A 23006-nucleotide genomic window follows, 5' to 3' on the forward strand; every position below is an offset into this window, starting at 1 on the left:
GATCGAGCGCTCCGCTTTAATTGGGGCTTGATCACATCAGCTGCGCTGCAGGCGGCGGTGGTAGATGAATACCTGCTTGCCATTGAAAAGCGATTGCGCAGAGCGCGCATCGCGACGCCATTACCTCTCGGTGCGTTTATCCACAAGCGCCAATTCTTGCTCCAGACGCAAAGTACTTTGGAGTGACGACGGCTTTATCACCTTCTGGAGAAGCCGCACACTGCTCCCTCACCTGAACAACCAAAGCCAGCACCGTTCGGTTCACGTAGCCTCATCAGGAGCAAGATCATGAGCATTCCCTCTTTCGGCCTGGGCACCTTCCGCCTCACCGGCCAAGCGGTCATCGATTCGGTCAAGTCGGCCCTGGCGCTGGGCTACCGCGTCATCGACACCGCACAGATCTACAAGAACGAAGCCGAGGTGGGCCAAGCCATCGCCGAAAGCGGCGTGCCGCGCAGCGAGCTGTTCATCACCACCAAGATCTGGGTCGACAACTACGCCGCCGACAAGCTGGTCCCCAGCCTGCGCGATAGCCTGGCCAAACTGCGTACCGACCATGTCGACCTGTTGCTGATCCACTGGCCGGCACCGGGCAATGGCGTCGAGCTGCCCGAGTACATGGCAGCCCTGGCTGAGGCCAAGGCGCAGGGCCTGACCCGCCAGATCGGTGTGTCCAACTTCAACATCGACCTGACCCAGCAGGCCATCGCGGTGGTTGGCGAGGGCGAAATCGCCACCAACCAGATCGAGCTCAGCCCTTACCTGCAAAATGCCAAGCTGGCCGCGTTCCTGCAGGATCAGGGCATCACCGTCACCTCCTACATGACCCTGGCCTATGGCAAGGTCCTGAAAGACCCGGTGCTGGCCGAGATCGCCGCCAAGCACAAAGCCACCGTCGCGCAAGTGGCCCTGGCATGGGCCCTGCAATTGGGCTATGCGGTGATTCCGTCGTCGACCAAACGCGAGAACCTGGCCAGCAACCTGCTCGCCCGCGACCTGCGCCTGGACGCCGACGACATGGCGCGCATCGCCACGCTCGAACGCAACGGGCGTGAAGTCAGCCCAGATAGCCTGGCGCCAGCCTGGGACTAATCACCCCGCCGCCGCAGCTTGCACTGTAGGAGCAGCCTTGTGCTGCGAAGAGGCCGGTGAACCCAGCATGAATCTTCGCTGTGTTTACGGGCCTCTTCGCAGCACAAGGCTGCTCCTACCCCCCCCTTCATCCCATCCGGAGCGCTCGATGAGCACGCTTTCTCCCAAACGGGTCCTGTTCGCCCTGGCCATCGGCGCCTTCGGCATCGGCACCACCGAATTCACTCCCATGGGCCTGTTGCCCGTGATCGCCCACGGCGTCGATGCAAGCATCCCCAGCGCGGGCATGCTGATCACCGCCTACGCCATCGGCGTGATGGTCGGTGCACCGATCATGACCTTGCTGTTCAGCCGCTTTGGCAAGCGCGCCGCGCTGATGTCGCTGATGGCCATCTTCACCCTGGGCAACCTGCTGTCGGCACTTTCGCCGGACTACTACACGCTGCTGGCCTCCCGACTGGTCACCAGCCTCAACCACGGGGCCTTCTTCGGCCTGGGCGCCGTGGTTGCTGCCAGCGTGGTGCCCAAGGACAAACAGGCCAGCGCCGTGGCGACCATGTTCATGGGCCTGACCATCGCCAATATCGGCGGCGTGCCTGCCGCCACCTGGGTCGGCCAGCAGGTCGGCTGGCGCATGGCGTTTGCCGGCACGGCGGTACTCGGCCTGCTGGCCATGGCCGCGCTGTGGTACGCCCTGCCCAAGGGCGAACGCGGCAGCGTGCCCCATGTACGCAAGGAACTGGCCGTGATTGCCCGCCCCAGCGTGCTGCTGGCCATGGCCACCACCGTGCTGGGTGCCGGCGCCATGTTCACCCTGTACACCTACGTGGCGCCGGTGCTGGCCGAGCTGACCGGTGCCTCGGACAGCTTCGTCACCCTCGGGCTGGTCCTGATCGGCGTGGGCTTCACCTTGGGCAACAGCCTCGGCGGCCGCCTGGCCGATTGGTCACTGGACGGCGCGGCACGGATCTTCCTGGGTGCCTTGGCGGTGACCATGCTGCTGATGCCACTGGTGCTGGGCAGCCACCAGGGCGCCGCACTCGCGCTGCTGGTGTGGGGTGTCTTCACTTTCGCCGTGGTGCCGCCACTCCAGATGCGCGTCATGACCGCCGCCGCCGAGGCCCCAGGGCTGGCCTCTTCGATCAATGTCGGCGCGTTCAACCTTGGCAATGCCGTGGGCGCTGCGCTCGGGGGTGCGGTGATCAGCCTGAACCTGGGCTACGCGGCGGTACCGATGGCAGGTGGGCTGCTGGCGGCTGCGGGGCTGCTTTTGGTATGGCTCGGCGGGCGCGCGAAGGCGACGGGCACAGCGCTGGACGGCGCAGCCTGAACGCCTGATAACCTCCCCTAGAGAGGATGTTTCATTGATTTAGCACGGCTCCCACAGGTGCGGCGCTAGACTTGGAGGCTACACAGTTCGGGTGGGAGCGGCGGTGCGGCGGTCCGACTTGCCCGCGAAGAGGCCGGAACAAGCACCACAAGACAGCTGCTCCCACAGAGTCAGGGACTCACTTGCGACCTCCGCATCCCAACATTATTCCGCCGCCCGCAATTATGAAGTGCCGGGCACGCCGATTCCCTGTACCGCCCTCGATGACTACGCTCCTAGCTATAAACCACCTGAGGAGTGCCTACGATGCCCCGCCCACCGCTGCCCCCTTTCACCCGCGAAACCGCCATCGAAAAGGTCCGTCTTGCCGAAGACGGCTGGAACAGCCGCGACGCCGCCAAGGTGGCGTTGGCGTACACGCCCGATACCGTGTGGCGTAACCGTGTCGAGTTCCCCCGTGGTCGGGCCGAGGTGGAGGCCTTTCTGACACGCAAGTGGAACCATGAACTGGAGTATCGCCTGATCAAGGAGCTGTGGGCCTTCACCGGCAACCGCATTGCCGTGCGCTACGCCTACGAGTACCACGATGACAGCGGCCAGTGGTTCCGTGCCTATGGCAATGAGAACTGGGAATTTGCCGAGGATGGCCTGATGCAGAACCGCCATTCGAGTATCAACGAGCAACCTATCGCCGAGGCGGATCGCAAGTTCCATTGGCCCCTGGGGCGGCGCCCGGACGATCACCCCGGGCTCAGTGACCTGGGGCTCTGATCGCCACCGGTGGGTCAGCCGACAGGCAGCGTGACCGTGACCTCGAGCCCACCGCCCTGGCGGTTGCTCAGGGTCACGCTACCGCCCTGTTCAAGGACAATAGCGCGCGCCGCCGGCAAGCCCAGGCCGACCCCGCCGGTGTCCTTGTTGCGTGAGCCTTCGATGCGGTAGAAGGGCTCGAAAACGCATGCTTGCAAGTGCTCTGGGATGCCCGGGCCTCGGTCAAGAACGCGGATGATGATCTGCTCGTCAGTGATCGCCAACTGCACCGTCGGCTCGGTGCCGTACTTCACCGCATTTTCGATCAGGTTGACCATCACCCGCTTGATACCAATGGGGCGGCCTACATAGACCCACCGGCGCGGCCCGCTGAGGTCGATGTCCACCCCAGCATCCTTGAAGTCGTCGACCACGGTCGACAACAGCTCGCCCAGGTCGAACGCCGTGGCCGGCTCCAGCCGTGCATCATCACGGAAAAACTGCAGCGCGGCGTCGACCATCGCCTGCATCTCGTCCACGTCCTTGAACAACTTGGCCTGCAGTTCGCCCTCTTCGATGAACTCGGCGCGCAGGCGCATGCGGGTCAACGGGGCGCGCAGGTCATGGGAAATCGCCGCGAGCATCTGCGTGCGGTCGTCGAGAAAATGCTTGAGCTGGGCCTGGGTGGCGTTGAAAGCCAGAATGGCCTGGCGCAGGTCGTAAGGGCCGACCACTGGGATCGGTGGGGCGTTGAAGTCCTTGCCAAAGCGCCGCGCGCCTTCGGCGAAGCGCTCCAGAGGGCGGGCCAGGTAGCGCGTGGCAAATAGCGCGAGCGCCAGGCTGGAGACGATCATAAGCGCCACAATGATCAGGTTGCGCGGCAGTTCATCCAGCCCCCAGCTGCGGTCGGTGGCGCGATAGAGCAGCCATGACTTGTCTGACAGTTCGATCAGAAGCGCATAGCCACGCGGTTGCGCCTGCGCGGGCAAGTCGGACGGCCCGTAGACTTCGATCTGCGCGTCCGGGCGCGCCAGGAGTGCGCGCAATGTCGGCGCCCCTTGGTGAAATTCGTTATCTACCAGGGCTGGCAAACCGGCCTCGTCACGCTGCAGTAGCCATTGCACGCTATACGACACATCACCTGCGGCGCTGGCCAAGGTCGGCCGCTGCGCCACAGGTGCGGCGTCGACCATGCGGGCGACGGTAGCAACCTTCTCAATCAAGCCGCTTTCCAGCAACGGCGGCTGCGCCCAGACGCTGAGCAGCACACCGAACAGCCACTTGAGCAGCAGCAGGCTGAGCATGGCCGCCAGGGTAGTGAGCGCGATCCAGCGGGCAATGGTGACGCGTGGCCGTGGCAGGGCCCTGCGCGCCCAGGCCAACAGCCTCATCGCTTGGTCACACTGGCGGTGAACAGGTAGCCGACGTTGCGCAAGGTGCGGATCAACGGTTCGCTGTCGCCGTCGCTTTCAAGCTTGCGCCGCAGCCGGCTCACCTGCACGTCGATGCTGCGGTCATAGGCCTCGTGCGCTTCGCCACGCGCCAGGTCCAGCAGTTGCTGGCGGCTGAGCACGCGCCTGGGGTGCTCGGCGAAGACCAGCAGCAGCTCGAATTCGCCGTTGGACAAGGGGATCATGACCCCCTCCGGCGAGCGCAACTCACGTCGCAGCACGTCCAGCTGCCAGCCAGAGAATTCGAGTACGGCACGCGACGAGGCAGGCAATGGGCTGCCCGGACTCTCGCCTGCCCGGCGCAGCACCGCCCGCACCCGGGCCAGCAACTCGCGAGCGGCGAACGGCTTGGTCAGGTAGTCGTCCGCGCCCAGCTCCAAGCCCACCACACGGTCGCTCAGTTCGCCCATGGCGGTGAGCATGATCACCGCTACCTTGTACTCGGCCTGCAAGCGCTGGCACAGCACCAGGCCACTGTCGCCCGGTAGCATGACATCCAAAATGACCAAGTCCGGCACGCGCCGTTCGAGCGCCTGCCAAAGGCCTTGGCCATCACTGGCCACATCGACCTCGTAGCCGTGCTGGCGGAGAAACTTCTGCAGCAGGTCGAGTACTTCGACATCATCGTCGACAATCAGCAAATGGCTCACACCGGGGCACCGCGAACAGAGGGAGTAAAAGCTAATGCCCGTCAGTTAGGGCCAAGGGGGCCGCTGCGATGGGCTGCACAGCAGCCCCAATGACAGCCGATGACGCTTAACTGAGTGGCACTAGAGTAAAGGCTTACTTTACGGCCATCCCAGGGCTGCCGTCATATATTTCAACCCGGAAACAAAGTGTCAGCCGGGCAATAATCCAGACATTCCCAGGCAATCAACCGGCCACACCATCGGCGCCAGTTCTTGTCTGGAATGTGCCCATGCCCACCGCTACCCCCACTGCCTGGTTTTCAGCCCGCCATGCGCTACTGGCCTTGTCATTGCTCGCTGCCGGCGGCTGCAGCCAGCGGCCACCTGCCAGTGCCTGTGGCCCTGTGGCCTATCAGCTCAGCGACCCCGCCGAGCCCGCCAACCGCGCCGTGTTCGCCTTCAACCGCAGTGTCGACGATTACCTGCTGGCACCGGTCGCCCGAGGCTATAGCGCATTGCCTGATTTCACCCGGCAGGGCGTGCACAACTTCGCCGCCAACTTCGGCGAACCCAAGGTCTTGGTCAACGACCTGTTGCAAGGCAACGGCGAACGGGCGATGACCAGCCTGACGCGCTTCATGTTCAACACGACCCTGGGCGTCGCCGGCTTGATCGATGTGTCCGGGAAGATGGGGCTACCCCGACACACGTCGGACTTTGGCCAAACCTTCGGCGTGTGGAACATCGCCGATGGCCCGATCGTCGAGCTACCGCTGCTGGGCACCCACAACCTGCGCGATGCGACCGGCAGCTTGCTGAGCTTGGCGGTCGACCCGTTCGGCGACAACAGCGACACGGTCGACACCCTGGGCAATGTGGCCATGGCAGGCAGTGTGGTGGATGGCCGCGCCGAAGCGCTGCCGGTTACCGACACGTTGCGCATCCTGCCTGATTACTACCTGGCCGTGCGTGACTACACCGCCCAACAGCGTGCCGAGCGGGTGGCCGAAGGCAAGGCAGGCGCGCCTGGCAAACGGCCGGCGAGCTGCACAGGGGTGCCCACCGATGAATGATGCCCAGCCGGTGGTGTTGTTCAAGCGCCTGCAGCGCGACACTCGCCAGCAGGTGCTGCACGAGCTCGAGGCGCGGGTCTCCGAGGATGGCCAGCATTTGATTCTGAGCCGTTATCGCGAGCGCACGGGCGACGGCGCTGCTGCACAGCAGCGTCACGAAGTGCACCGCCGCGTGCCCATCGCAACGCTGCTGAAGTGGATGGCCCGGCAAAGCCTGGAGCGCGAGCCATCCTGATCAGGACATTCAAAGCGTCATATTGCTGACTGCGGCAAGCAGCAAGGGCGCCATCTGTTTGTCGGTGATCGCCTTCGACTACGGAGAAACCCTGTAACTGCCGTGGCCTCTCGCAGGCAAGCCCGCAACAGGGTCAGCGTTGAGCGGCCAGTGCATCGGCTGCGGGCACGCTGAAGCCGCTGGCGAAGGTCGGTGCCACATCCAGCCGTTGGCTCATCAGGCCGTGGGCCTTGTAGAAGTCGGCGGTTTCCTGTTGTTCGGCAATGGTGGTGGCGTCGATGGCCTGCCAGCGCAATTGGCGGCGTTCGAACTGCAGGCGCGCGGCCTCTTCAGGGAAGCCGATGATCGCCGCGAGGGTTTTCGAATAACTGTCCAGGTGCTGATACGCCCAGACCTGGGCGCCGGCCAGGCGTGCCAGGTAGTCCTGCAGTGCGGCCCGGCGTGGCGCATCCTCCAGCGCGCTGTCGGTGGCTGCGAGGAAGCTGTTGCCGCTGGACAGGCCACGCCCATTGACCAGCACCCTGCCCTGCCCGCTTAACTCGGACAGCGCGGTGTAGGGTTCCCAGGTCGACCAGGCGTCCACCGCGCCATTGGCCAAGGCAATCTTGGCATCGACCGGGCCGAGAAAGCGAAACTCCACGTCCTTTTCCGACAGGCCAGCCTGGTCCAGGGCCTTGAGCGCCAGGTGATGGCCAATCGACCCGCAGCCCGTGGCGATGCGCTTGCCCTTGAGGTCGGCGGCGCTGTTGAAGGGCGCGTCGGGGTTCACCAACAATGCCGTGCCGTAAGGGTCGGACTTGTCGACGGCGATCGCCTTGACCGGCGCCCCGGAGGCGAGCACGAACAGCAACGGTGCATCGCCGATGATGCCGGCATCAATCGCCCCAGCATTCAGCGCCTCGGCCAAGGGCGCAGCGGCGGGGAACTCGGCCCATTGAATGTCGTAGGGCAAGTCGCGCAAGGCACCGGCGGCCTCCAGCTGCGCACGCATGTTGCCTTTCTGGTCACCAATGCGCAGGGTCAGGCGTTCGGTTGCGAAGGCTTGGGTCGCCAGCAATGCGCTGGCGGCAATCATCAGAAGGTGGGATCGGATGGACATCCGCGGCTCCTTGCAGGTAGGGAACCTGGACTCTAGCCGCAGCCAATTAATAAATGAAATTGATTTTAGCGATAACCTAATATGCAAAACAAAGCACAAACCAGTGACTATCGCACCCTCGACACCTGAAGCAACAGGCCACCTGCATCACTCAAGCGCGCAACCGGTGTACAGTAACCCCACAACAAAGCCCGTCAAGGAGCCCGGCGATGACCGTGACGCTGTCCCCCCTGCAGATCGACTGCGATTTCGATTCCGGCAACATCCAGGTACTGGATGCCAGCAACCCTGCCAAGGTCCACCTGGCCATCCGGCCGGACACCCACAGCGGCCACTTCCAGTGGTTCCACTTCAAGGTCAGCGGGTTGACGCCGGGCCAGGTCCATCGCTTCAGCCTGGATAACGCCTCCGCATCCTCCTACAAGAATGCCTGGGCCGGGTACAACGCCGTGGCCTCCTACGACCAGCAGACCTGGTTCCGCGTACCCAGCCAGTTCGATGGCAAGGCATTGTCATTCGAAGTGACTGCCGAGCAGGAACAAATCTGGTTCGCCTATTTCGAGCCCTACCCGCGCGCGCGCCACAATCAACTGATCGAGCGCGCCAAGCAGATCCCCGGTGTCGAACTGCTGGCCAGCGGCCGCAGCGTGCAAGGGCGCGATATCCCCTTGCTGCGTGCAGGCGACGGCGCAACCGGCAAGCGCAAGCTGTGGCTGATTGCCCAGCAACACCCGGGCGAGCACATGGCCGAGTGGTTCATGGAGGGCGTGATCGACCGCCTGCAAGCCAACGATGGCCAGGTGCAGCAACTGCTGGCAAAGGCTGACCTGTACCTGATCCCCAACATGAACCCGGACGGCGCCTTCCTCGGGCATCTGCGCACCAACTTCAAGGGCAAGGACCTCAACCGTGCCTGGCAGGACGCCAGCGTCGAGTTCAGCCCTGAGGTGTTCTTTGCCCAGGCGCAGATGAAGCAGTACGGGGTGGATGCGTTCATCGATGTGCACGGGGATGAAGAAATCCCTCATGTGTTCACTGCGGCGTGCGAGGGCAACCCCGGTTACACACCACGCCTGGCTAAGCTGGAGGAGCAGTTCCGGAGCACGCTGTGCAGCGTGACCCCGGACTTCCAGACCGTGCATGGCTATACACGTGATGAGCCTGGGCAAGCCAATACCACGCTGGCGTGCAATGCGGTGGGCATGGCTCATGACTGCCTGTCACTGACGCTGGAAATGCCCTTCAAGGACCATGACGATGCACCCAATGCCGTTACCGGGTGGTCTGGGGCGCGGTCGAAGGCGCTGGCAGGGGCAGTGTTGGAGACATTGCTGAAGATGGCTGACGACCTGCGTTGACCTTCAAGGCCCCTTCGCGGGGCAAGCCCGCTCCCACAATTTGAGGCTACACAGTTCGGGTGGGAGCGGCGGTGCGGCGGTCCGACTTGCCCGCGAAGAGGCAGGTTCAGTAGAACGCTAAAACTGCACATCCAACGTCACACTGTCGGTGTAGCTCGCCGCCGGCGGTGTGGCCTGGTCGGTGTACACCTTGGCGTTGTAGTTGAACACCTGGCTGCCTGTCCCCGTACCCACCCCTGGATTGATATCGGCATCACTGCTCGAACGCCGGGCACCGGTGACCGAGCCCCAGCGCACTGCACTGGCGCTCTTGAAGATATCGTAGGCCAGGTAGTTGTTGGCCGCCGACTTCATCCTGCGCCGCCCACCCGACACGTTCTGCCCGTCATCCAGCCCCACCGTGTAGCTGGTGCCCTTGGTACATGACAGGCTCACGCCTTGGTTCACCGTGGCAAACCCCGACACCACCGGCGCACTGCCGAAACTGATGGTGGGTGTGGTGATCTGGCAGTCGTTGCTGACCGTCAGGCTGACCGTGAGAAACTGGGTGCCGGAACTGTTATCTCGGCCGATGCACAAACCGCCAATGCCAATCCCATCGCAGTAGTTCCAGGCCCAGTTGACGCTCAGCGTCTCCTGGTAAAGCCCCGCCGCGACGTTACTGTTGAGCTGCGTGCGCATGTAGATCGGCACCGCCTTGGGTGTACCGTTGAGCAACCCGAGCAGGTCAAGAATGCCGTTGCGGGCAAAATCGAAGGCCACACCACGAGTGATCGGGTAGTTGGTGCTGCTGTCGGCATACAGCGTGTAGGGGATGACGTCACCGGTGGGGCCGACCAAACCTCCGGTAGCCGGCAGAATGGTCGCTTTGAAGGTATCGCCACTGCCGAGCACACTGAGCACCGAGCCGTTGCACTGCAACCCCGAATTGCTGCTGAAGGCGGTCTGTACCGTGCTACGTACCAGGGTCGAACTGATGGTGCCAAACGCTGCGGGCGAGGTTGGCACCGACAAGCACTTGGCCCACGCCGCACCTGCCGGCAGCAGCAGCGCGCACGCCCACAACCCTCGCTGCCAGGCCTTCATCGGCACACCAATGGGCCGATCAAGGGGACCGAGCCTGCGCCTTCAGGCAGGTCGAATTCGACTTGGCACTGCCCTCCGCCCTCCAGCGCCACCTGCAGGCGGTTGTGCGGCGAGAGGTTCTCCAGGTAGACCAACCCATCCCAGCCAACCACCGCCTGGCTGCCACTTTCCTCGTGGGTCACTCGGCTGCCGAGCTTGATCACCTGCTGGCTAGCGTCCACCAACTCGATACTCGCCGCCAGCACGCGCCTGAGCGGGAACTCCAGCAAGTAGCCGCTGCCACGACGCACCGCCACACGCTGCTCCACTTCGGGTGCCAGGATGTCGGGCGGCAGGTCCATCGGGTCGATCTCATACTTGCCCCGGTAGTAACCGCTGCTGTACGGCACCAACAAATGGCCGCTGCTGTCGGTGCGGCCGATCTGCTGGTTCTCGTAGCGCACCGGCACATCGGCGTAGCCGTTGGTGCTGACCACCACGAAGGCGTCGTCGATGCGGTTGGCGGCGAACACCCCGGCGTCCATCCAGACCAGCGAGCCGCTGGCGTCTGCCCAACGGGTCATCTCGCCACTGCTGCCGTATACACCGGCCTGCAACTGCACCGACTGCAGGCGCCAGGTGACATCGGCCTGGCGATAGGCATCGCGGTTGCCACCGGTGGCATACCCCAGGTTGTACCCGACGCCGCCACCCACCGGCACCGCCCTGCTGTAGTTGACCCGCTGCAAGTCCTCGCCTTCCTTGCTGCGTTCTGCGCTTAACGCCAGGGTACCGTTAAGGTCGAACGGCATGACCAATTGCGCCTGCACAGCCCACTGGCTGTCACCGATTTCGCGGTTGGCCGACAGGTAGATGCTGCTGTTGCCCCACAGCGGCTTGCTCCAGCTCAGGTTGATCAGGCGCGTGCGCGAAGCGTCTGCGGCGCGTACGTCGAAATAGCCAGCGCCGAGGCTGCCGTATTCATTGAGGTTGAGGCTGACGGTGACCTGCTCGCTACGTTGGCTCAACTGCATGTCCGGGCTGTCGACCCGCGACAGGTCGGCGTAGTCGCCATGGCGCTGCAGGCGCTGGTAGCTGAAGCCGATGCGCTGGCTGTTGTACTGGTAGCCGAGGGCGACCTGATGGCCCTTCTCGCCGTCGAACTGGCTCTGTGCCAAAGCCGCATTCAGCACCCCGAAGTTGCCCAGGCGCATGTTGCCACCCAAGCCGCCCAGTACCAGTGACTCGGCGGTTTCGAGGTGGCTCTCCAGGGTAAAGCTGTCGCTGAGGCCATAGCGCAAGCTCCCCGAGGCGACTCCTGGGCCATAACTGAAATCGCGCACTGCATAATCGCGGCGCAGGCTACCGGCAGCTACCGAGAAGTCCGACAGGCCCTTTTGCAGCAGGCTGCTGGTGACATAGAACGGCAGCGTGGTCGACACCTGCCGGCCGAGGGCGTCGGTGGTTACCACCACCGCCTCGCCAGCACCGTTGATGAACGGCACGTTGGTCAGGGTGTACGGGCCGGGCTGCAGCTCGGTGGTGCTGGACTTGTAGCCGTTGATGAACAGGTCCAGCGAAGTAGGTACCACCGCCTCTCCGGCGAATGCGGGCAGCGGGTAGGTCACCAGGTCCGGACGAGCCGCGAAATCGCGCGACAGTTGCAGGCCGCCGACCCGCACCGCACTGGTCCAGGGCAAGGCACCGGTGACGAAATCACCAGCTTCGTAGCTGAGCAGCCGTTGTTCATCAGTGAAGCGCCAGGTGCTGTCGTAACGCAGGAAGCCCTGGCGCGACTGATCGGCCTGGGCGCCATTGAACGACTGGCGCCACTGGCCGGTACTGGAGAACGTCCCCCAGCTGTCGAACAGGCGCAGTTCGTTCCAGGCTGCCAGGTAGGTGCCACCCTCATCGGTGTCATTCAGGTACAGGTCGTAGTTGAACAAGGCGCCGAAACTGCTGCGCGCATCGCTGGCCGGGTACAGGTTGCGATCGCCCACCTGTTGGTCCGGCAACCAGGCCGGCGGCACCTGCAGTAGCAGGCGCTGGTTCTGGCTGTCGTAGTCGGCGTGCAGGCTTGGCACGGCATCCAGTGCCACCTCGCCCTGGGGATCGTTCGGCAGGCTGATGCCGGCCGCGCGCAGCACATCACTGCCCAGGAACAGCTGCCCGGCCCGTTGCTGCACGGGCACCAGTTCAGCCCTGGGCATCTGGTTCACCAGCAGGTCGAGGTACAGCGTGGCGTCGGCGATGGCGGACATCTCCGTGGGTGGTGGCGGCAGGTCGTCGGCCAGCGCCAGGCAGGGGCCGAACAGGGCCAGCCCCAGGCACCAGCGGCGCGGCGTCGCCGACAGCCATTTCACACACGGTTTCCGACCATTGCCGGGTCCTCCCTGGCCCCTGCCCTTCATTCAGCCGCAGGCTCATTGACCTTGGCGGATGGCATCCGCCACGTTCTGGCCATTGACCCGCCCTTTCAGCACACTGCCGGCGCTCGGCGCCAGCGGCGCCGGCCAACGCATGCTGGCACCGGGCAATACATAGCCCAGCAGGCCTTCGGCCAACGGTTTGCTCTGGCTGCCTTGCTGCACCACCACATCGGTCAGGCGCGCATGCACCGGGCCGGTGTTGCGCAGCTCGACGTAGGGTTTGCCCTGCACGGTCACTGCGTGCCAGCTCAGTTGCGGCTTGCCCACTCCTTCGGCATTACGTTTGCCTTCAGGGTCGGCCTTGCCCCACAACCCTTCGCCGTAGACGAACAGCGGCACCGAATAACGCATCTGCAGGCGGATCGCGGCCGTAGCGCCCTGACTGGCGTTGTCTGCCGGGACTGCTGGGGGGATTTCGTCGATGATGATGCGATAGGCCTGCTCTTGGCCGGCGGGCGAACTGCCGGTGCGGGTCAGGCGGATCAACTGCTTTTGCCCCGGGGCGATATTGGCCACGGGCGGGCTGCCAATGATGTCGCGCTGTGCCTGAAACTGCTCTTGGTAATCACCCTGGCGCCAGGCGAACACCCGCACCTGCAGGTTCGCCGGCGCAGTGCCGCGGTTTTCCAGCCACAGTGCGCCGGCCTTCTGGTCAGCCTCCAGCACCGGGTCAATCGGCCAGATCAGCACCGAGGTGGCTGCCCCCGCCGGCAGGCTTGCCAGCAGCGATAACCCGATCAAACCACGCGCCCACTTCGCGCCTGCCCACATGCCACTCTCCTTAGACTGCTGTCATGGGTGCTGGCCGTTTCACCAGGTCACCGTCACTTGCACTACATCGGTGTAGGTCCCTGCCGGCAGCGTGCCGGTCAACTGGGTTCTGCCGTACACCGGCAATTTGATGGACGTGGGGTCGGTGTAACTGACCGCCACGCTCTGGCCAATGCCGAAGGCTTGGCTGTACGCCGCGTCGCGGTACAACTGATAGGCCAACACTTGCGTGCCGCCCGTGCGTTTGAGGTTGCGTGTGCCACTGGCGTTGTTCTGGCCGCCATCCAGGCTCATGTTCAGGGTTACCCCGGGTGTGCACTGAAACGTCACACTGGCGCCCCCCAGTGAGGTGCTCAGGGTGCCGCTGGCCAGCGCCGACTGGGTGCCGAAGTCGAGCGTGCCGTAGTTGCTCACGCCACCGACGACCAGGCAACCGGCGACAATCTGCGCATTCACCAGGAACGTGCTGGTGGGCACCGCCCCCAGAGGCGTGGCCAGCAGCACACCGATACCCGTGATGCCACTTGCCAGCCAACCGCGCATGGCTCAGAAGGTCAGCTCGACGGCCACCGTGTCGGTGTACACCCCCGCTGGCAGGCCCGCCTTGCCGCGCGCCTGGCCATACAGGTTGACGGTCTGGGCCACGCCGGTACTGGTCGGCAAGGTGATGGTGGCGTCAATGACCAGAACCTGGGTGCGCCCTGTATCGGTGTAGAAGTCGTAGGGCACGAAGTTGCCGGCGCCATCGGCGAGTGCACGCGTGCCGCCGCTGGACTGGCCATCGTGGCTACCGGCCCGCACGCGGATCGCCGGGATGCTGCCCGCCGAACACAGGATGCTCAAGGCGCTACCCGTGCCGCCAAGCACCTGGGCGTTGGCAGTACCGAACAGGGCATCCTGGGTGCCGAAGTTGAGGGTACCGAAGTTCAACCCTGAGCTCGCGGAACTGCCATTGACCTGGCAGGCCGCGATCAGTGTCAGCGTCGAGGTGATGTTACCGGTCACCGTGGCGGCCTGGGCCTGGGAAGCCAAGGCCAAACCGAGGCCGGCGAGGATGCAGTGGGTGAGGTTCGTGCGCATCGAAGTCTCCTTGCGTGGTTACCAGTCCAGGGTCACTCTCAGGGTGTCGCGGTACAGCCCGGCAGGCAGCGCGCGCGGTTGCGCCACTACCACGCCGTAGATCGGAATCGGTATCTGCTGGGTGCTGCTGATGGTGAAGGCGCGGGCCTGGCCGATGCCGTAGCGGCTGTTGCCACCCGGGTCCACCGCCAGTTGATATGGGATCAGTTCACGGCCGTTGCTCAGGCGCCGTACGCCGTCATTGCCATTCAGGCCGCCGTTGATCCGCACGTTGAAGGCCCTGACTTCGGGCGTGCAACTGATCTGCAAGCTGCCCTCACCGGCCACTTCGTCGACCCGGCTGCGCAGTGGCTGGTCCCAGTTCGGGCCACGTTCACCGAAGTCCATCAGGCCAGGGTTGCCCAGGGTTGCAGGCTGGTCGGTGCCGCTGCTGATCTGGCAGGCCGCACTGATCACCAGCCGCGCCTGGATGAACCCGGTGGTGGTGCCATGGGCCGCACCACCGGGCAACAGCAGCGGGCCGAGGGTAAGCAGCAGGATCGAGGTGCGGTTCATGGCGTCGCGTCCTTGTGCATGGTGGCGTCCTTACCAGGTGACCGTGATCTTGAGCAGGTCGCCATACAGGCCTGCCTGTGGTACCCAGGCCAGTTTGTCGATACGGGCGTAGAGCGGGAGCTCGATCGAACCGCTGCTCGGCACCCGCGCCGAGTGCGCGACATCGACCGCCAGCGGCTCGCGCCAGGCGGGGTCGCGGTACAAGCGATAAGGAATAGGCCGGGCCTTGCCGTCGTCGTTGGCCAGAAAGCGCAGTTCACCTGCGCCACCGTGCTGGCCGCCATCGACCCGCACCTGATAGGGCGTGTCGGGGTTGCATTCCAGGCGTGGCGGCCGCTGGCTGTGCAGTACACCGCTCAAGGGCGCGCCTGGGCCATCTAGCCGCGCGGCACTGCCCAGGTCAATCAGGCCCAGCGCTTGTGCCCCGGCATCTCGCGTCTGGTTGACCAGCATGCAACCCCGCTGCACCAGGACCCGCACTTCAACGAGAAAGTCCGTCGCTACGGCACTGCCGCTCAACAACAGGCCAAACAACGCGGCCAAAAAGCGTTCCGTCACTTTATAATCCTTATCGCTGTGTGCTGACGCTTTGCATTGAAGCTGTGTACCCATTGGAGCGTAGCAGCGGGGTGGAATAGCAGTGATGGCTTCAAGCCATTTTTTTGTATTAGCGATAAAGCGATAGCGGGCGTTCGCGGCCACCGCGAAAAAATCTTCGATGCCACCGAACCCCTCGTCGCACAGTGCCTCCAATGGCCATGAGCCGGCAAATCAGCCGACATTCTGGTACGGTGCATGTCAACCATCGTCCTGCACCAGACACGTGACCGCTGCATGGGCGGGCATGACAGGAGCGTTTTCATTGATAACTGCAGACAACCCCCTCGCCGAGGCCGTAGAGCGCTGTGCCCAGGAGCCGATCCAGGTGCCGGGCAGCATCCAGCCCCACGGGTTTCTGCTGGTGCTGGACGAGACCGACCTGCACATCCTCCAGGCCAGCGAAAACGCCGAGCACTGGCTAGGCTTGCCCGCCAGGGAGCTGCTGGGCTGCCCTTTGGCCGAGCTGGTCGGTGACGGCTTCGATATGCGCGCGCACCTTGCACGCCTGCCCGACGACGAGGCCTTTCCGTTCCATATCGGCGACGTGTGCCTGCGCCCAGGTGCGCTCTGGCGCGACAAGCTGCGCGTGCTGGCCCACCGTCACGACCAGGTGCTGATCGTCGAGTTCGAGCCTGTGCGCTTGCCGGCCGACCTGGCTGAGCAAGGTGATTACTACCCACTGGTGCGCAGCTTCGTCGGCAACCTGCACCTGGCCGCCAGCCTTGAAGACCTGCTGCAGCAGTCGGTGGAACAGCTCAAGCGCATCACCGGGTTCGGCCGGGTCAAGGCGTACCGGTTCGACAGCGAAGGCAATGGCCAGGTGCTGGCCGAGGTGGCCGACCCCGGCTACCCCAGCTATCTGGGCCTGTGCTTCCCCGCCTCGGACATCCCGCGCCAGGCGCGCGAACTGTATCGGGTCAACCGCATTCGCGTGATCGAAGACGCCAACTACCAGCCCTCCAAGCTGGTACCCGCCGCCAACCCCCGCACCGGCAAGGCGCTGGACATGAGTTTCGCCGCGCTGCGCAGCGTGTCGCCGGTGCACCTGCAGTACATGCGCAACATGGGCACGCTGGCCTCGATGTCGCTGTCGATCGTGGTCGACGGGCAACTGTGGGGGCTGGTGTCCTGCCACCATGACCAGCCACGCCCGGTGGACCTGCGTACCCGTACCGCCTGTGAGCTGCTGGCCAGCGTGTTGTCGCTGCAGATCGAGTCGCGTGAATCCCACGCCAGCACGCGTACCCTGCTCGACCTGCGCCAGCACATCGTGCGGATGATCTCGTCAATGGCCGATCACGACAGCGTCAGTGAGGGCCTGCGCGACCTGCCCGATGTGCTGCTGGAGTTCGCCGGAGCCAGCGGCGCCGCAGTGATCTCCGCCGACCGTTGTGACCTGATCGGCAAGACGCCACCGCAGGCGCAAGTCACGGCGCTGGTGCACTGGTTGGCCCAGCGCGGTGAGGGCACGGTCTTTCACAGCGACAACGTACGCCGCGACATCGACGAGCTGCCTGAACTGGCAGACCATGTCGGCGGTGTGCTGGCAGTGGCCATCTCTCAAATCCACTCGCACTACCTGCTGTGGTTCCGCCCCGAGCAGGTGCGCACGGTCAACTGGGCCGGGCAGCCAAGCAAACAGGTCGGGCCGCAAGGCCAGCTCGACCCGCGGCACAGCTTTGAACGCTGGCAGGAAGAGGTACGCGGCTTTTGCCAAGCCTGGGACCCGTTGATCGTCGAAGGCGTGGTGGAGCTGCGCACTGCCGTGCTGGGCATCGTCCTGCGCAAGGCCGAAGAGCTGGCACAACTGGCTGGCGAACTGCGCCGCTCGAACAAAGAACTCGAAGCCTTTTCCTACAGCGTGTCCCACGACCTGCGTGCGCCCTTGCGGCACATTGCCGGGTACACCGAGTTGCTCGGCGAAATCGAAGGCCAAGGCCTGAGCGAGCGCGGCCGGCGTTTCTTGCAGCACATAGGCGAAGCCGCGCAGTTCGCTGGCAGCCTGGTGGACAACCTGCTGAATTTCTCGCAAATGGGCCGCTCGGCCCTGCGCCTGTCGGATGTCGACCTCAATGCCCTGGTCGACGCCATACGCGCCGAGCTGGCACCGGACTACCAGGGCCGCGAAATTGTCTGGGACATCGCCCCCCTGCCCAAGGTGATCGCTGACCCAGCGTTCATCAACCTGGCGCTGCAAAACCTGATTGGCAACGCCATCAAATACACCCGCGGTCGCGACCCTGCGCGCATCGAGATCCGCGCCCAGGAGCACCCAGACGAGGTCGAGGTGTGCATCCGCGATAACGGCGTAGGCTTCGACATGGCCTACGCCAACAAGCTGTTCGGCGTGTTCCAGCGCCTGCACCGCATGGAAGACTTCGAAGGCACCGGGATAGGCCTGGCAAGCGTACGCCGCATCATTGAGCGCCATGACGGCCGTGTCTGGGCCGAAGGCCAGATCGACCAGGGCGCCAGTTTCCATTTCACCCTCCCGCGCCCCGCCGCGACTACATGAGGCCCCTGTACCATCATGCTCAAACCTATCCTGCTGGTAGAAGACAACCCCCGGGACCTGGAGCTGACGCTGCTGGCGCTGGAGCGCAGCCAGTTGGCCAACGAAGTCATCGTGCTGCGTGACGGCGCCGATGCGCTCGACTACCTGTTGCGCCGCAATGCCTATGCCGAACGCGACGGTGGCAACCCCGCCGTGCTGCTGCTGGACCTGAAACTGCCCAAAGTCGATGGCCTGGAAGTGCTCAAGGAAGTTCGCACCACCCCTGACCTGCGCAGCATCCCGACCGTGATGCTGACCTCGTCGCGGGAGGAGCCCGACCTGTTGCGCGCCTACGAACTGGGGGTCAATGCCTACGTGGTCAAGCCCGTGGAATTCAAGGAATTCGTCGCCGCCATCTCCGACCTCGGGGTGTTCTGGGCCGTGCTCAACGAACCGCCACCCGGCTCGCTGCGCCTAAACCGCCGCGGCAGCAACTGAGGCCACCGCGAAGATGCTGCCAACGCCGCTGAAACTCTTGATGGTCGAAGACAGCTCGATGGACGCCGAGCTGACCCTGCTGCGCCTGGAGCGCAGCGGGCTGCACGTTCAGTCGCAGTTGGTGTTCGATCATGTCGGCGTCGAACACGCCCTGCGTGAGAGCCACTACGACCTGATCCTTTGCGACTGTGTGCTGCCCGGCTCGTCCGGTACCGACGTGCTGGCCATCGCCCAGCGCCTGGCGCCAGACACCCCGTTCATCTTCCTCTCCGGCATCTACGGTGAAGAGCACGCGGTGGAGATGATCCGCCTGGGTGCCACCGACTATGTACTGAAAAAAAACCTGCCGCTGCTGCCAAAGGCCGTGCGCCGGGCGTTGACCGAAGTGCAGGAACGCCAGCGTCGGCGCCGCGCCGAAGAAGCGCTGGCGGATGTCGAGGCGCGCGCCCGCATCGCCATCGACGCCGCCGGCATGGGCACCTGGGACCTGCGCCCACAGGAAGGCCTGTTGCTGTGGGACGACCGCTGCAAGACCTTGTTCGGGCTGCCAACCAGCACCGAGATGACCTTGGACGTGTTCTTCGCCGGCATCTACCCCGAAGACCTGGCCATGGTCCGCGACGCCGTGCAGCATGCCATGCGCCCCGAGAGCGGCGGCCACTACCGGGTCGAGTTCCGCATCGCGCAACCCCACGGCCTGGAACCCCGCTGGCTGCTCAGCAGCGGCCAGAGCCAGTTCGTCGATGACCAGTGCGTGCGCTTTTCTGGCGTGCTGCAGGACATTCACACCCAACGCCAGGCTACCCTCGCCCTCAAGCAACTGAACGAGATGCTTGGCGAACGGGTCGAGCGCCGTACCCGTGAACGCGACCGCGCCTGGGAGCTGTCGCAAGACTTGTTGGCGGTGCTGAACAAAGACCTCACACCGGTCGCCCTCAACCCGGCCTGGGAAGCCAGCCTGGGCCTTTCGCGCGAGCGCCTGAGCCAGACGTCACTGTTGCACCTGCTGCCCGAGCCCGATCAGGAGCTTTTCCTCACGGAGCTGGCCGCCCTCGCCCACGGCCGCACCAGCGCGCGCTTTGTCGGCCGCATCCTGCATGCCGGCGGCCAGCAGCGCTGGCTATCTTGGGTGGTGGTACCCGAAGACACCCTGCTGTACGTGGTGGCCCGCGACATCACCAGCGAGCGCGAGTCCGCCCTGGGGCTGGCCGAGGCCAACACCCGCCTGCGTGAACAAATCACTGAACGCGAGCGTATCGAGGCTGCGCTGCAACAGATGCAGCGCCTGGAAGCGGTCGGCCAGTTGACCGCGGGTGTGGCGCACGACTTCAACAACCTGCTGACGGTGATCCTCACCGGTGCCAGCTTCCTTGAACGGGACCTCAACAAGGCCGACCTGGACAAAGCGCGCACCCGCCTCACACACATCCGTGAAGCAGGCGAACGCGGTGCCAAGCTGACCTCGCAGTTGCTGGCCTTCTCCCGGCGCCAGCGCCTGGAGCCCGTGCCGCTGAACCTGAACCGGACGCTGGCCGGTCTTGAGGAACTGCTGCGCCGCACCCTGGGCGGTAACGTGTCGGTGCGCCTGGACCTGGATCCGCAGCTGTGGCAGGCACTGACCGACCCGACCCAGACCGAGATGATCATCCTCAACCTGGCGATCAATGCCCGCGACGCCATGCCCGACGGCGGCCAACTGACCCTCTACACCCGCAACACCCACATCGAGGCCCGCCCCCAGCGCCCGGAAGACCCGGACCCTGGCGAGTACGTGATGCTGAGCATCCGCGATACCGGCTGCGGCATGAGCGAAGACGTGCTGGCCAAAGTGTTCGAGCCGTTTTTCACCACCAAGGACATCGGCAAGGGTTCGGGGCTTGGCCTGGCCCAGGTGTTTGGCTTCGCCAAGCAGTCGGGCGGCGGCGTGCGCATTGACACCGTGCCCGGGCGCGGCACCCAAGTGGCGGTGTACCTGCCGGCGGTCAAGGGTGAAGCGCAGAGCGAGCCCGTGGTGCCAGAGGTTTCCCAGCCGATCGGTGACAGTGGCCAAAACCACACTGTCTTGCTGGTAGATGACGACCACCTGGTACGCGACATGCTCGGCGATGTGCTGCGCCAGTACGGCTATCAGGTGCGCCAGGCACACAGCGGCGAACAGGCACTGGCATTGCTCGACGACGGCATCGACCTGCTGCTGACCGATTTCGCCATGCCCGAATTCAATGGCGCGCAGTTGGCCCTGGCAGCGCGCGAGCGACACCCGCGTTTACCGGTGGTGTTTCTGACGGGGTATGCGGAACTGGAAGGGTTGGAACTGCCCGGTAGCCTGGTGATTCAAAAACCGGTGCAGGCCGAAGAATTGGCGCGGGTGCTGAGTGAATTGCTGCGGGTCTCGGCGTAGCTTTACAGCACCTGTTGTATGCACGCCAACTGTACCTGCTGTATGCACGCTAACTGTAGGAGCAGCCTTGTGCTGCGAAGAGGCCGGCAGCCGCAGCGGACATCCCCTGACGGTCACTGGCCTCTTCGCAGCACAAGGCTGCTCCTACAGTTTGGCAGGCATGCCAGGACTAAAAACCGGAAACGACAAAACCCAGCGCTATCTGGCTAAGCACCGGGAAGAAATATTGAGTTGAATCAGAAAATGGCAGGGGCGGCTGGATTCGAACCAACGCATGGCAGGATCAAAACCTGCTGCCTTACCGCTTGGCGACGCCCCTGTATCGAGATGCAGCAAACGCTGCTCTGACAATTCCAACTGAGTGACAACTGGGTTGTTGTCTTGGAATGCGCGGCACTTTAACAACATTCTTTCGGCCTGTGAACCCCCTGATGTAAAAAAAATGCTTTAAAACAGCAAGTTAGTCCCTTCCCTCTGCCAATACCCCATCCTGGCAACCATCCGTCGCTTTCCGCCTGCATGGCTTCAACACAATCGCATTTCGCCTTTCCAATCAGATAGGCGCATTCATTGACCAAGGAGGTATCCATGCCTGTCTCACACGACCTTTACCAAGACCTGCACTACCCGCGGGAAATCGTCCAGCAACGTCGCCAGCAAGACAAAGCCCTCGACCGCCTGCTGGACGAGTACATAGACATCGACAACCAGGTGCTGGCCGCCGAATCGATCTCGGCCGGCAACTTCGTCGACGAAGACCTGCGCCACCTCAAGGAGCGCCGGTTGACGGTGAAGTACATGATCGAGCGCCAGCTGGAGCGCAAAGCCTAAGCGGGCGCTCGACCTATCTCGTCAGGCGATCATTGCCCACTGCTTTCTCTATTGGTCAAAATGGCGACCGTCGCGCAAGCTGCGCCCTGCACCGCCATCGACCAAGGAGCTATCGATTTGCCTGCCTGGATCCCTACCCCGTTGCGTCAGCTCGGCCAGCGCCTGCGCGCCAACACTGCCCCTGAAAGCGAACTGCTGGCCTGGTTCGAAGACAAGGCGTGCAGCCGTGGCTACCAGCTCAGTGACGGCCAATGCCGGGTCATCCACAGCATGGCCGAGCAACTGGCGCAGCTGGAACACGGGCAACCGTGCAGCCTGTACCTGCACGGCTCGGTCGGCCGCGGCAAAAGCTGGCTGCTCGACGGGTTTTTCCAGGCTGTGCCGGTAGAGGCCAAACGACGCCTGCACTTCCATGATTTTTTTGCCCGCCTGCACCAGGGCATGCACCGCCACCGCGCGCTGGACGATGCACTGGGCGCTACCTTGGACGAGCTGATTGGCCAGTGCCGGGTGTTGTGCTTCGACGAGTTCCATGTGCATGACATCGGCGATGCCATGCTGCTCACTCGGCTGTTCACCGCGCTGTTCGAGCGTGGGGTTTTCCTGTTAGTAACGTCGAACTACGCACCTGAAGGCCTGCTGCCCAATCCGCTGTACCACGAACGCTTCCTGCCGGTGATCCGCCTGATCAACGGGCGCATGCGGGTGCTGGAAGTCGGTGGCGACACCGACTTTCGCAGCCTGCCGGCCAACCGCGAGCATCAGCGTTTTACCCAGGGGCACTATGTGTGGCCCGGCACTGCCGAGCAACGCCAGGCGGTGAACGTACCGGACGCGCAGCCGGCCACATTCGACATCAATAAACGCAGCCTGCGCGTGCTGGCCAGTAACGACCGGCAGGTGATGTTCGCCTTCGACGACCTGTGCGAACAGCCTACCGCGGTGATCGATTACCTGGCACTGGCGGCGCAGTACGATGCGTGGGTGATCGATGGGCTGGACGACCTGTCGGAATGTTCGCTGGCAGCGCAGCAGCGGTTCGTCAACCTGGTGGATGTGCTGTATGACCAGGACAAGCAGGTGACAGTGATCGGGCGGCGGCCGCTGGACGAAAGCCTGGGCGGAGCGATTGCCGACCTGATGCGCACCCGCAGCCGCTTGGGGCAGTTGCATCAGGTGGGGCCTGAGTACTTTGTTGGCTGAACTGGCGCATTCGCGGGGCAAGCCCGCTCCCGCCGGCATGTCACCGAACCTGAAAGCCGGGG

Annotated in this window: 21 protein-coding genes and 1 tRNA gene; 11 read left to right on the forward strand and 11 right to left on the reverse strand. The window is 64.1% G+C overall.

Annotation, left to right across the window (positions count from 1 at the left end):
- Positions 1-288 precede the first annotated feature (288 nt).
- From dkgB to AC5PZ0_RS08700, 3 genes are all read left to right on the forward strand, one after another.
- A complete protein-coding gene (gene dkgB / locus AC5PZ0_RS08690) occupies positions 289-1092 on the forward strand; it encodes a 2,5-didehydrogluconate reductase DkgB (RefSeq protein WP_493854705.1) in 804 nt (267 codons plus the stop codon).
- A 148-nt stretch (positions 1093-1240) separates the two neighbouring features.
- Complete coding sequence (locus tag AC5PZ0_RS08695; RefSeq protein WP_493854706.1) at positions 1241-2422, forward strand: MFS transporter; 1182 nt, start codon at positions 1241-1243, stop codon at positions 2420-2422.
- Positions 2423-2728: 306 nt separating this feature from the next.
- Complete coding sequence (locus tag AC5PZ0_RS08700; protein WP_027593888.1) at positions 2729-3193, forward strand: nuclear transport factor 2 family protein; 465 nt, start codon at positions 2729-2731, stop codon at positions 3191-3193.
- A gap of 14 nt (positions 3194-3207) precedes the next feature.
- Here AC5PZ0_RS08700 and AC5PZ0_RS08705 read toward each other — a convergent pair whose 3' ends face one another.
- Positions 3208-4563 carry a sensor histidine kinase gene (locus tag AC5PZ0_RS08705; protein WP_493854707.1) on the reverse strand — a complete coding sequence of 452 codons (1356 nt, stop codon included), beginning with the start codon at positions 4561-4563 and terminating at the stop codon, positions 3208-3210.
- A complete protein-coding gene (locus AC5PZ0_RS08710) occupies positions 4560-5273 on the reverse strand; it encodes a response regulator (protein WP_027593890.1) in 714 nt (237 codons plus the stop codon). The genes AC5PZ0_RS08705 and AC5PZ0_RS08710 overlap by 4 nt, the downstream gene beginning before the upstream one ends.
- 269 nt (positions 5274-5542) lie before the next feature.
- Here AC5PZ0_RS08710 and AC5PZ0_RS08715 point away from each other — a divergent pair, with 269 nt between their 5' ends.
- A complete protein-coding gene (locus AC5PZ0_RS08715) occupies positions 5543-6325 on the forward strand; it encodes an MlaA family lipoprotein (protein WP_099429904.1) in 783 nt (260 codons plus the stop codon).
- Positions 6318-6560 carry a hypothetical protein gene (locus AC5PZ0_RS08720; RefSeq protein ID WP_099429905.1) on the forward strand — a complete coding sequence of 81 codons (243 nt, stop codon included), beginning with the start codon at positions 6318-6320 and terminating at the stop codon, positions 6558-6560. Before AC5PZ0_RS08715 ends, AC5PZ0_RS08720 begins: the two co-directional genes overlap by 8 nt.
- Positions 6561-6693: 133 nt before the next feature.
- On the opposite strand, the gene AC5PZ0_RS08725 is transcribed toward AC5PZ0_RS08720, so the two are convergent.
- Positions 6694-7659, reverse strand: coding sequence for an ABC transporter substrate-binding protein (locus AC5PZ0_RS08725; protein WP_493854708.1), 966 nt, complete (start codon positions 7657-7659; stop codon positions 6694-6696).
- Between the two features lie 209 nt (positions 7660-7868).
- Here AC5PZ0_RS08725 and AC5PZ0_RS08730 point away from each other — a divergent pair, with 209 nt between their 5' ends.
- The gene (locus tag AC5PZ0_RS08730; protein WP_493854709.1) at positions 7869-9017 is read left to right on the forward strand and encodes a M14 family metallopeptidase; all 1149 of its coding nucleotides are present in this window, start codon (positions 7869-7871) and stop codon (positions 9015-9017) included.
- A gap of 117 nt (positions 9018-9134) precedes the next feature.
- On the opposite strand, the gene AC5PZ0_RS08735 is transcribed toward AC5PZ0_RS08730, so the two are convergent.
- The 7 genes from AC5PZ0_RS08735 to AC5PZ0_RS08765 form a co-directional block, all read right to left on the reverse strand.
- Positions 9135-10103 carry a Csu type fimbrial protein gene (locus AC5PZ0_RS08735; protein WP_493854710.1) on the reverse strand — a complete coding sequence of 323 codons (969 nt, stop codon included), beginning with the start codon at positions 10101-10103 and terminating at the stop codon, positions 9135-9137.
- Positions 10100-12343, reverse strand: a complete 2244-nt coding sequence (locus AC5PZ0_RS08740) for a fimbria/pilus outer membrane usher protein (RefSeq protein WP_493854778.1) — start codon at positions 12341-12343, stop codon at positions 10100-10102. The genes AC5PZ0_RS08735 and AC5PZ0_RS08740 overlap by 4 nt, the downstream gene beginning before the upstream one ends.
- A gap of 162 nt (positions 12344-12505) precedes the next feature.
- Positions 12506-13282 carry a fimbrial biogenesis chaperone gene (locus AC5PZ0_RS08745; RefSeq protein ID WP_099429910.1) on the reverse strand — a complete coding sequence of 259 codons (777 nt, stop codon included), beginning with the start codon at positions 13280-13282 and terminating at the stop codon, positions 12506-12508.
- A 39-nt stretch (positions 13283-13321) separates the two neighbouring features.
- Entirely contained in the window at positions 13322-13825 is a 504-nt protein-coding gene (locus tag AC5PZ0_RS08750) for a Csu type fimbrial protein (RefSeq protein WP_493854711.1), read from the reverse strand.
- 3 nt (positions 13826-13828) lie between these two features.
- On the reverse strand, positions 13829-14362 hold the full coding sequence (locus tag AC5PZ0_RS08755) for a Csu type fimbrial protein (protein ID WP_027593899.1): 534 nt from the start codon (positions 14360-14362) through the stop codon (positions 13829-13831).
- A gap of 18 nt (positions 14363-14380) precedes the next feature.
- Entirely contained in the window at positions 14381-14917 is a 537-nt protein-coding gene (locus AC5PZ0_RS08760; protein ID WP_099429911.1) for a Csu type fimbrial protein, read from the reverse strand.
- Between the two features lie 30 nt (positions 14918-14947).
- Complete coding sequence (locus AC5PZ0_RS08765; protein WP_027593901.1) at positions 14948-15475, reverse strand: Csu type fimbrial protein; 528 nt, start codon at positions 15473-15475, stop codon at positions 14948-14950.
- 307 nt (positions 15476-15782) lie between these two features.
- On the opposite strand from AC5PZ0_RS08765, the gene AC5PZ0_RS08770 reads away from it, so the two are divergent.
- Genes AC5PZ0_RS08770 through AC5PZ0_RS08780 form a run of 3 tightly spaced genes read left to right on the forward strand, consistent with a single transcriptional unit; the run spans position 15783 to position 20910 of the window.
- Positions 15783-18032 (forward strand): ATP-binding protein, encoded by a 2250-nt coding sequence (locus AC5PZ0_RS08770; RefSeq protein ID WP_493854779.1) that lies wholly within the window; start codon positions 15783-15785, stop codon positions 18030-18032.
- Positions 18033-18047: 15 nt separating this feature from the next.
- Positions 18048-18509, forward strand: a complete 462-nt coding sequence (locus tag AC5PZ0_RS08775) for a response regulator (RefSeq protein WP_027593903.1) — start codon at positions 18048-18050, stop codon at positions 18507-18509.
- A gap of 13 nt (positions 18510-18522) precedes the next feature.
- Positions 18523-20910, forward strand: coding sequence for a hybrid sensor histidine kinase/response regulator (locus AC5PZ0_RS08780; protein ID WP_493854712.1), 2388 nt, complete (start codon positions 18523-18525; stop codon positions 20908-20910).
- A gap of 244 nt (positions 20911-21154) precedes the next feature.
- Here the strand turns inward: AC5PZ0_RS08780 and AC5PZ0_RS08785 are convergent.
- Positions 21155-21229, reverse strand: a tRNA-Gln gene (locus tag AC5PZ0_RS08785).
- Between the two features lie 269 nt (positions 21230-21498).
- Between AC5PZ0_RS08785 and AC5PZ0_RS08790 the strand changes: the two genes are divergently transcribed.
- Both AC5PZ0_RS08790 and zapE read left to right on the forward strand, forming a co-directional pair.
- Complete coding sequence (locus tag AC5PZ0_RS08790; protein ID WP_493854713.1) at positions 21499-21741, forward strand: hypothetical protein; 243 nt, start codon at positions 21499-21501, stop codon at positions 21739-21741.
- Between the two features lie 117 nt (positions 21742-21858).
- On the forward strand, positions 21859-22944 hold the full coding sequence (zapE, locus tag AC5PZ0_RS08795; RefSeq protein ID WP_493854714.1) for a cell division protein ZapE: 1086 nt from the start codon (positions 21859-21861) through the stop codon (positions 22942-22944).
- The last annotated feature ends 62 nt before the right edge of the window (positions 22945-23006 follow it).

The sequence above is a fragment of the Pseudomonas sp. 5.2 genome, from assembly GCF_059025405.1.

Excerpts from the sequence above, each read along its gene's own strand:
- dkgB (WP_493854705.1), top strand. The coding sequence starts at position 289 with ATGAGCATTCCCTCTTTCGGCCTGGGCACCTTCCGCCTCACCGGCCAA.
- AC5PZ0_RS08695 (WP_493854706.1), top strand. The coding sequence starts at position 1,241 with ATGAGCACGCTTTCTCCCAAACGGGTCCTGTTCGCCCTGGCCATCGGC.
- AC5PZ0_RS08700 (WP_027593888.1), top strand. The coding sequence starts at position 2,729 with ATGCCCCGCCCACCGCTGCCCCCTTTCACCCGCGAAACCGCCATCGAA.
- AC5PZ0_RS08705 (WP_493854707.1), bottom strand. The coding sequence starts at position 4,563 with ATGAGGCTGTTGGCCTGGGCGCGCAGGGCCCTGCCACGGCCACGCGTC.
- AC5PZ0_RS08715 (WP_099429904.1), top strand. The coding sequence starts at position 5,543 with ATGCCCACCGCTACCCCCACTGCCTGGTTTTCAGCCCGCCATGCGCTA.
- AC5PZ0_RS08720 (WP_099429905.1), top strand. The coding sequence starts at position 6,318 with ATGAATGATGCCCAGCCGGTGGTGTTGTTCAAGCGCCTGCAGCGCGAC.
- AC5PZ0_RS08725 (WP_493854708.1), bottom strand. The coding sequence starts at position 7,659 with ATGTCCATCCGATCCCACCTTCTGATGATTGCCGCCAGCGCATTGCTG.
- AC5PZ0_RS08730 (WP_493854709.1), top strand. The coding sequence starts at position 7,869 with ATGACCGTGACGCTGTCCCCCCTGCAGATCGACTGCGATTTCGATTCC.
- AC5PZ0_RS08735 (WP_493854710.1), bottom strand. The coding sequence starts at position 10,103 with ATGAAGGCCTGGCAGCGAGGGTTGTGGGCGTGCGCGCTGCTGCTGCCG.
- AC5PZ0_RS08740 (WP_493854778.1), bottom strand. The coding sequence starts at position 12,343 with ATGTCCGCCATCGCCGACGCCACGCTGTACCTCGACCTGCTGGTGAAC.
- AC5PZ0_RS08745 (WP_099429910.1), bottom strand. The coding sequence starts at position 13,282 with ATGTGGGCAGGCGCGAAGTGGGCGCGTGGTTTGATCGGGTTATCGCTG.
- AC5PZ0_RS08750 (WP_493854711.1), bottom strand. The coding sequence starts at position 13,825 with ATGCGCGGTTGGCTGGCAAGTGGCATCACGGGTATCGGTGTGCTGCTG.
- AC5PZ0_RS08755 (WP_027593899.1), bottom strand. The coding sequence starts at position 14,362 with ATGCGCACGAACCTCACCCACTGCATCCTCGCCGGCCTCGGTTTGGCC.
- AC5PZ0_RS08760 (WP_099429911.1), bottom strand. The coding sequence starts at position 14,917 with ATGAACCGCACCTCGATCCTGCTGCTTACCCTCGGCCCGCTGCTGTTG.
- AC5PZ0_RS08775 (WP_027593903.1), top strand. The coding sequence starts at position 18,048 with ATGCTCAAACCTATCCTGCTGGTAGAAGACAACCCCCGGGACCTGGAG.
- AC5PZ0_RS08780 (WP_493854712.1), top strand. The coding sequence starts at position 18,523 with ATGCTGCCAACGCCGCTGAAACTCTTGATGGTCGAAGACAGCTCGATG.
- AC5PZ0_RS08790 (WP_493854713.1), top strand. The coding sequence starts at position 21,499 with ATGCCTGTCTCACACGACCTTTACCAAGACCTGCACTACCCGCGGGAA.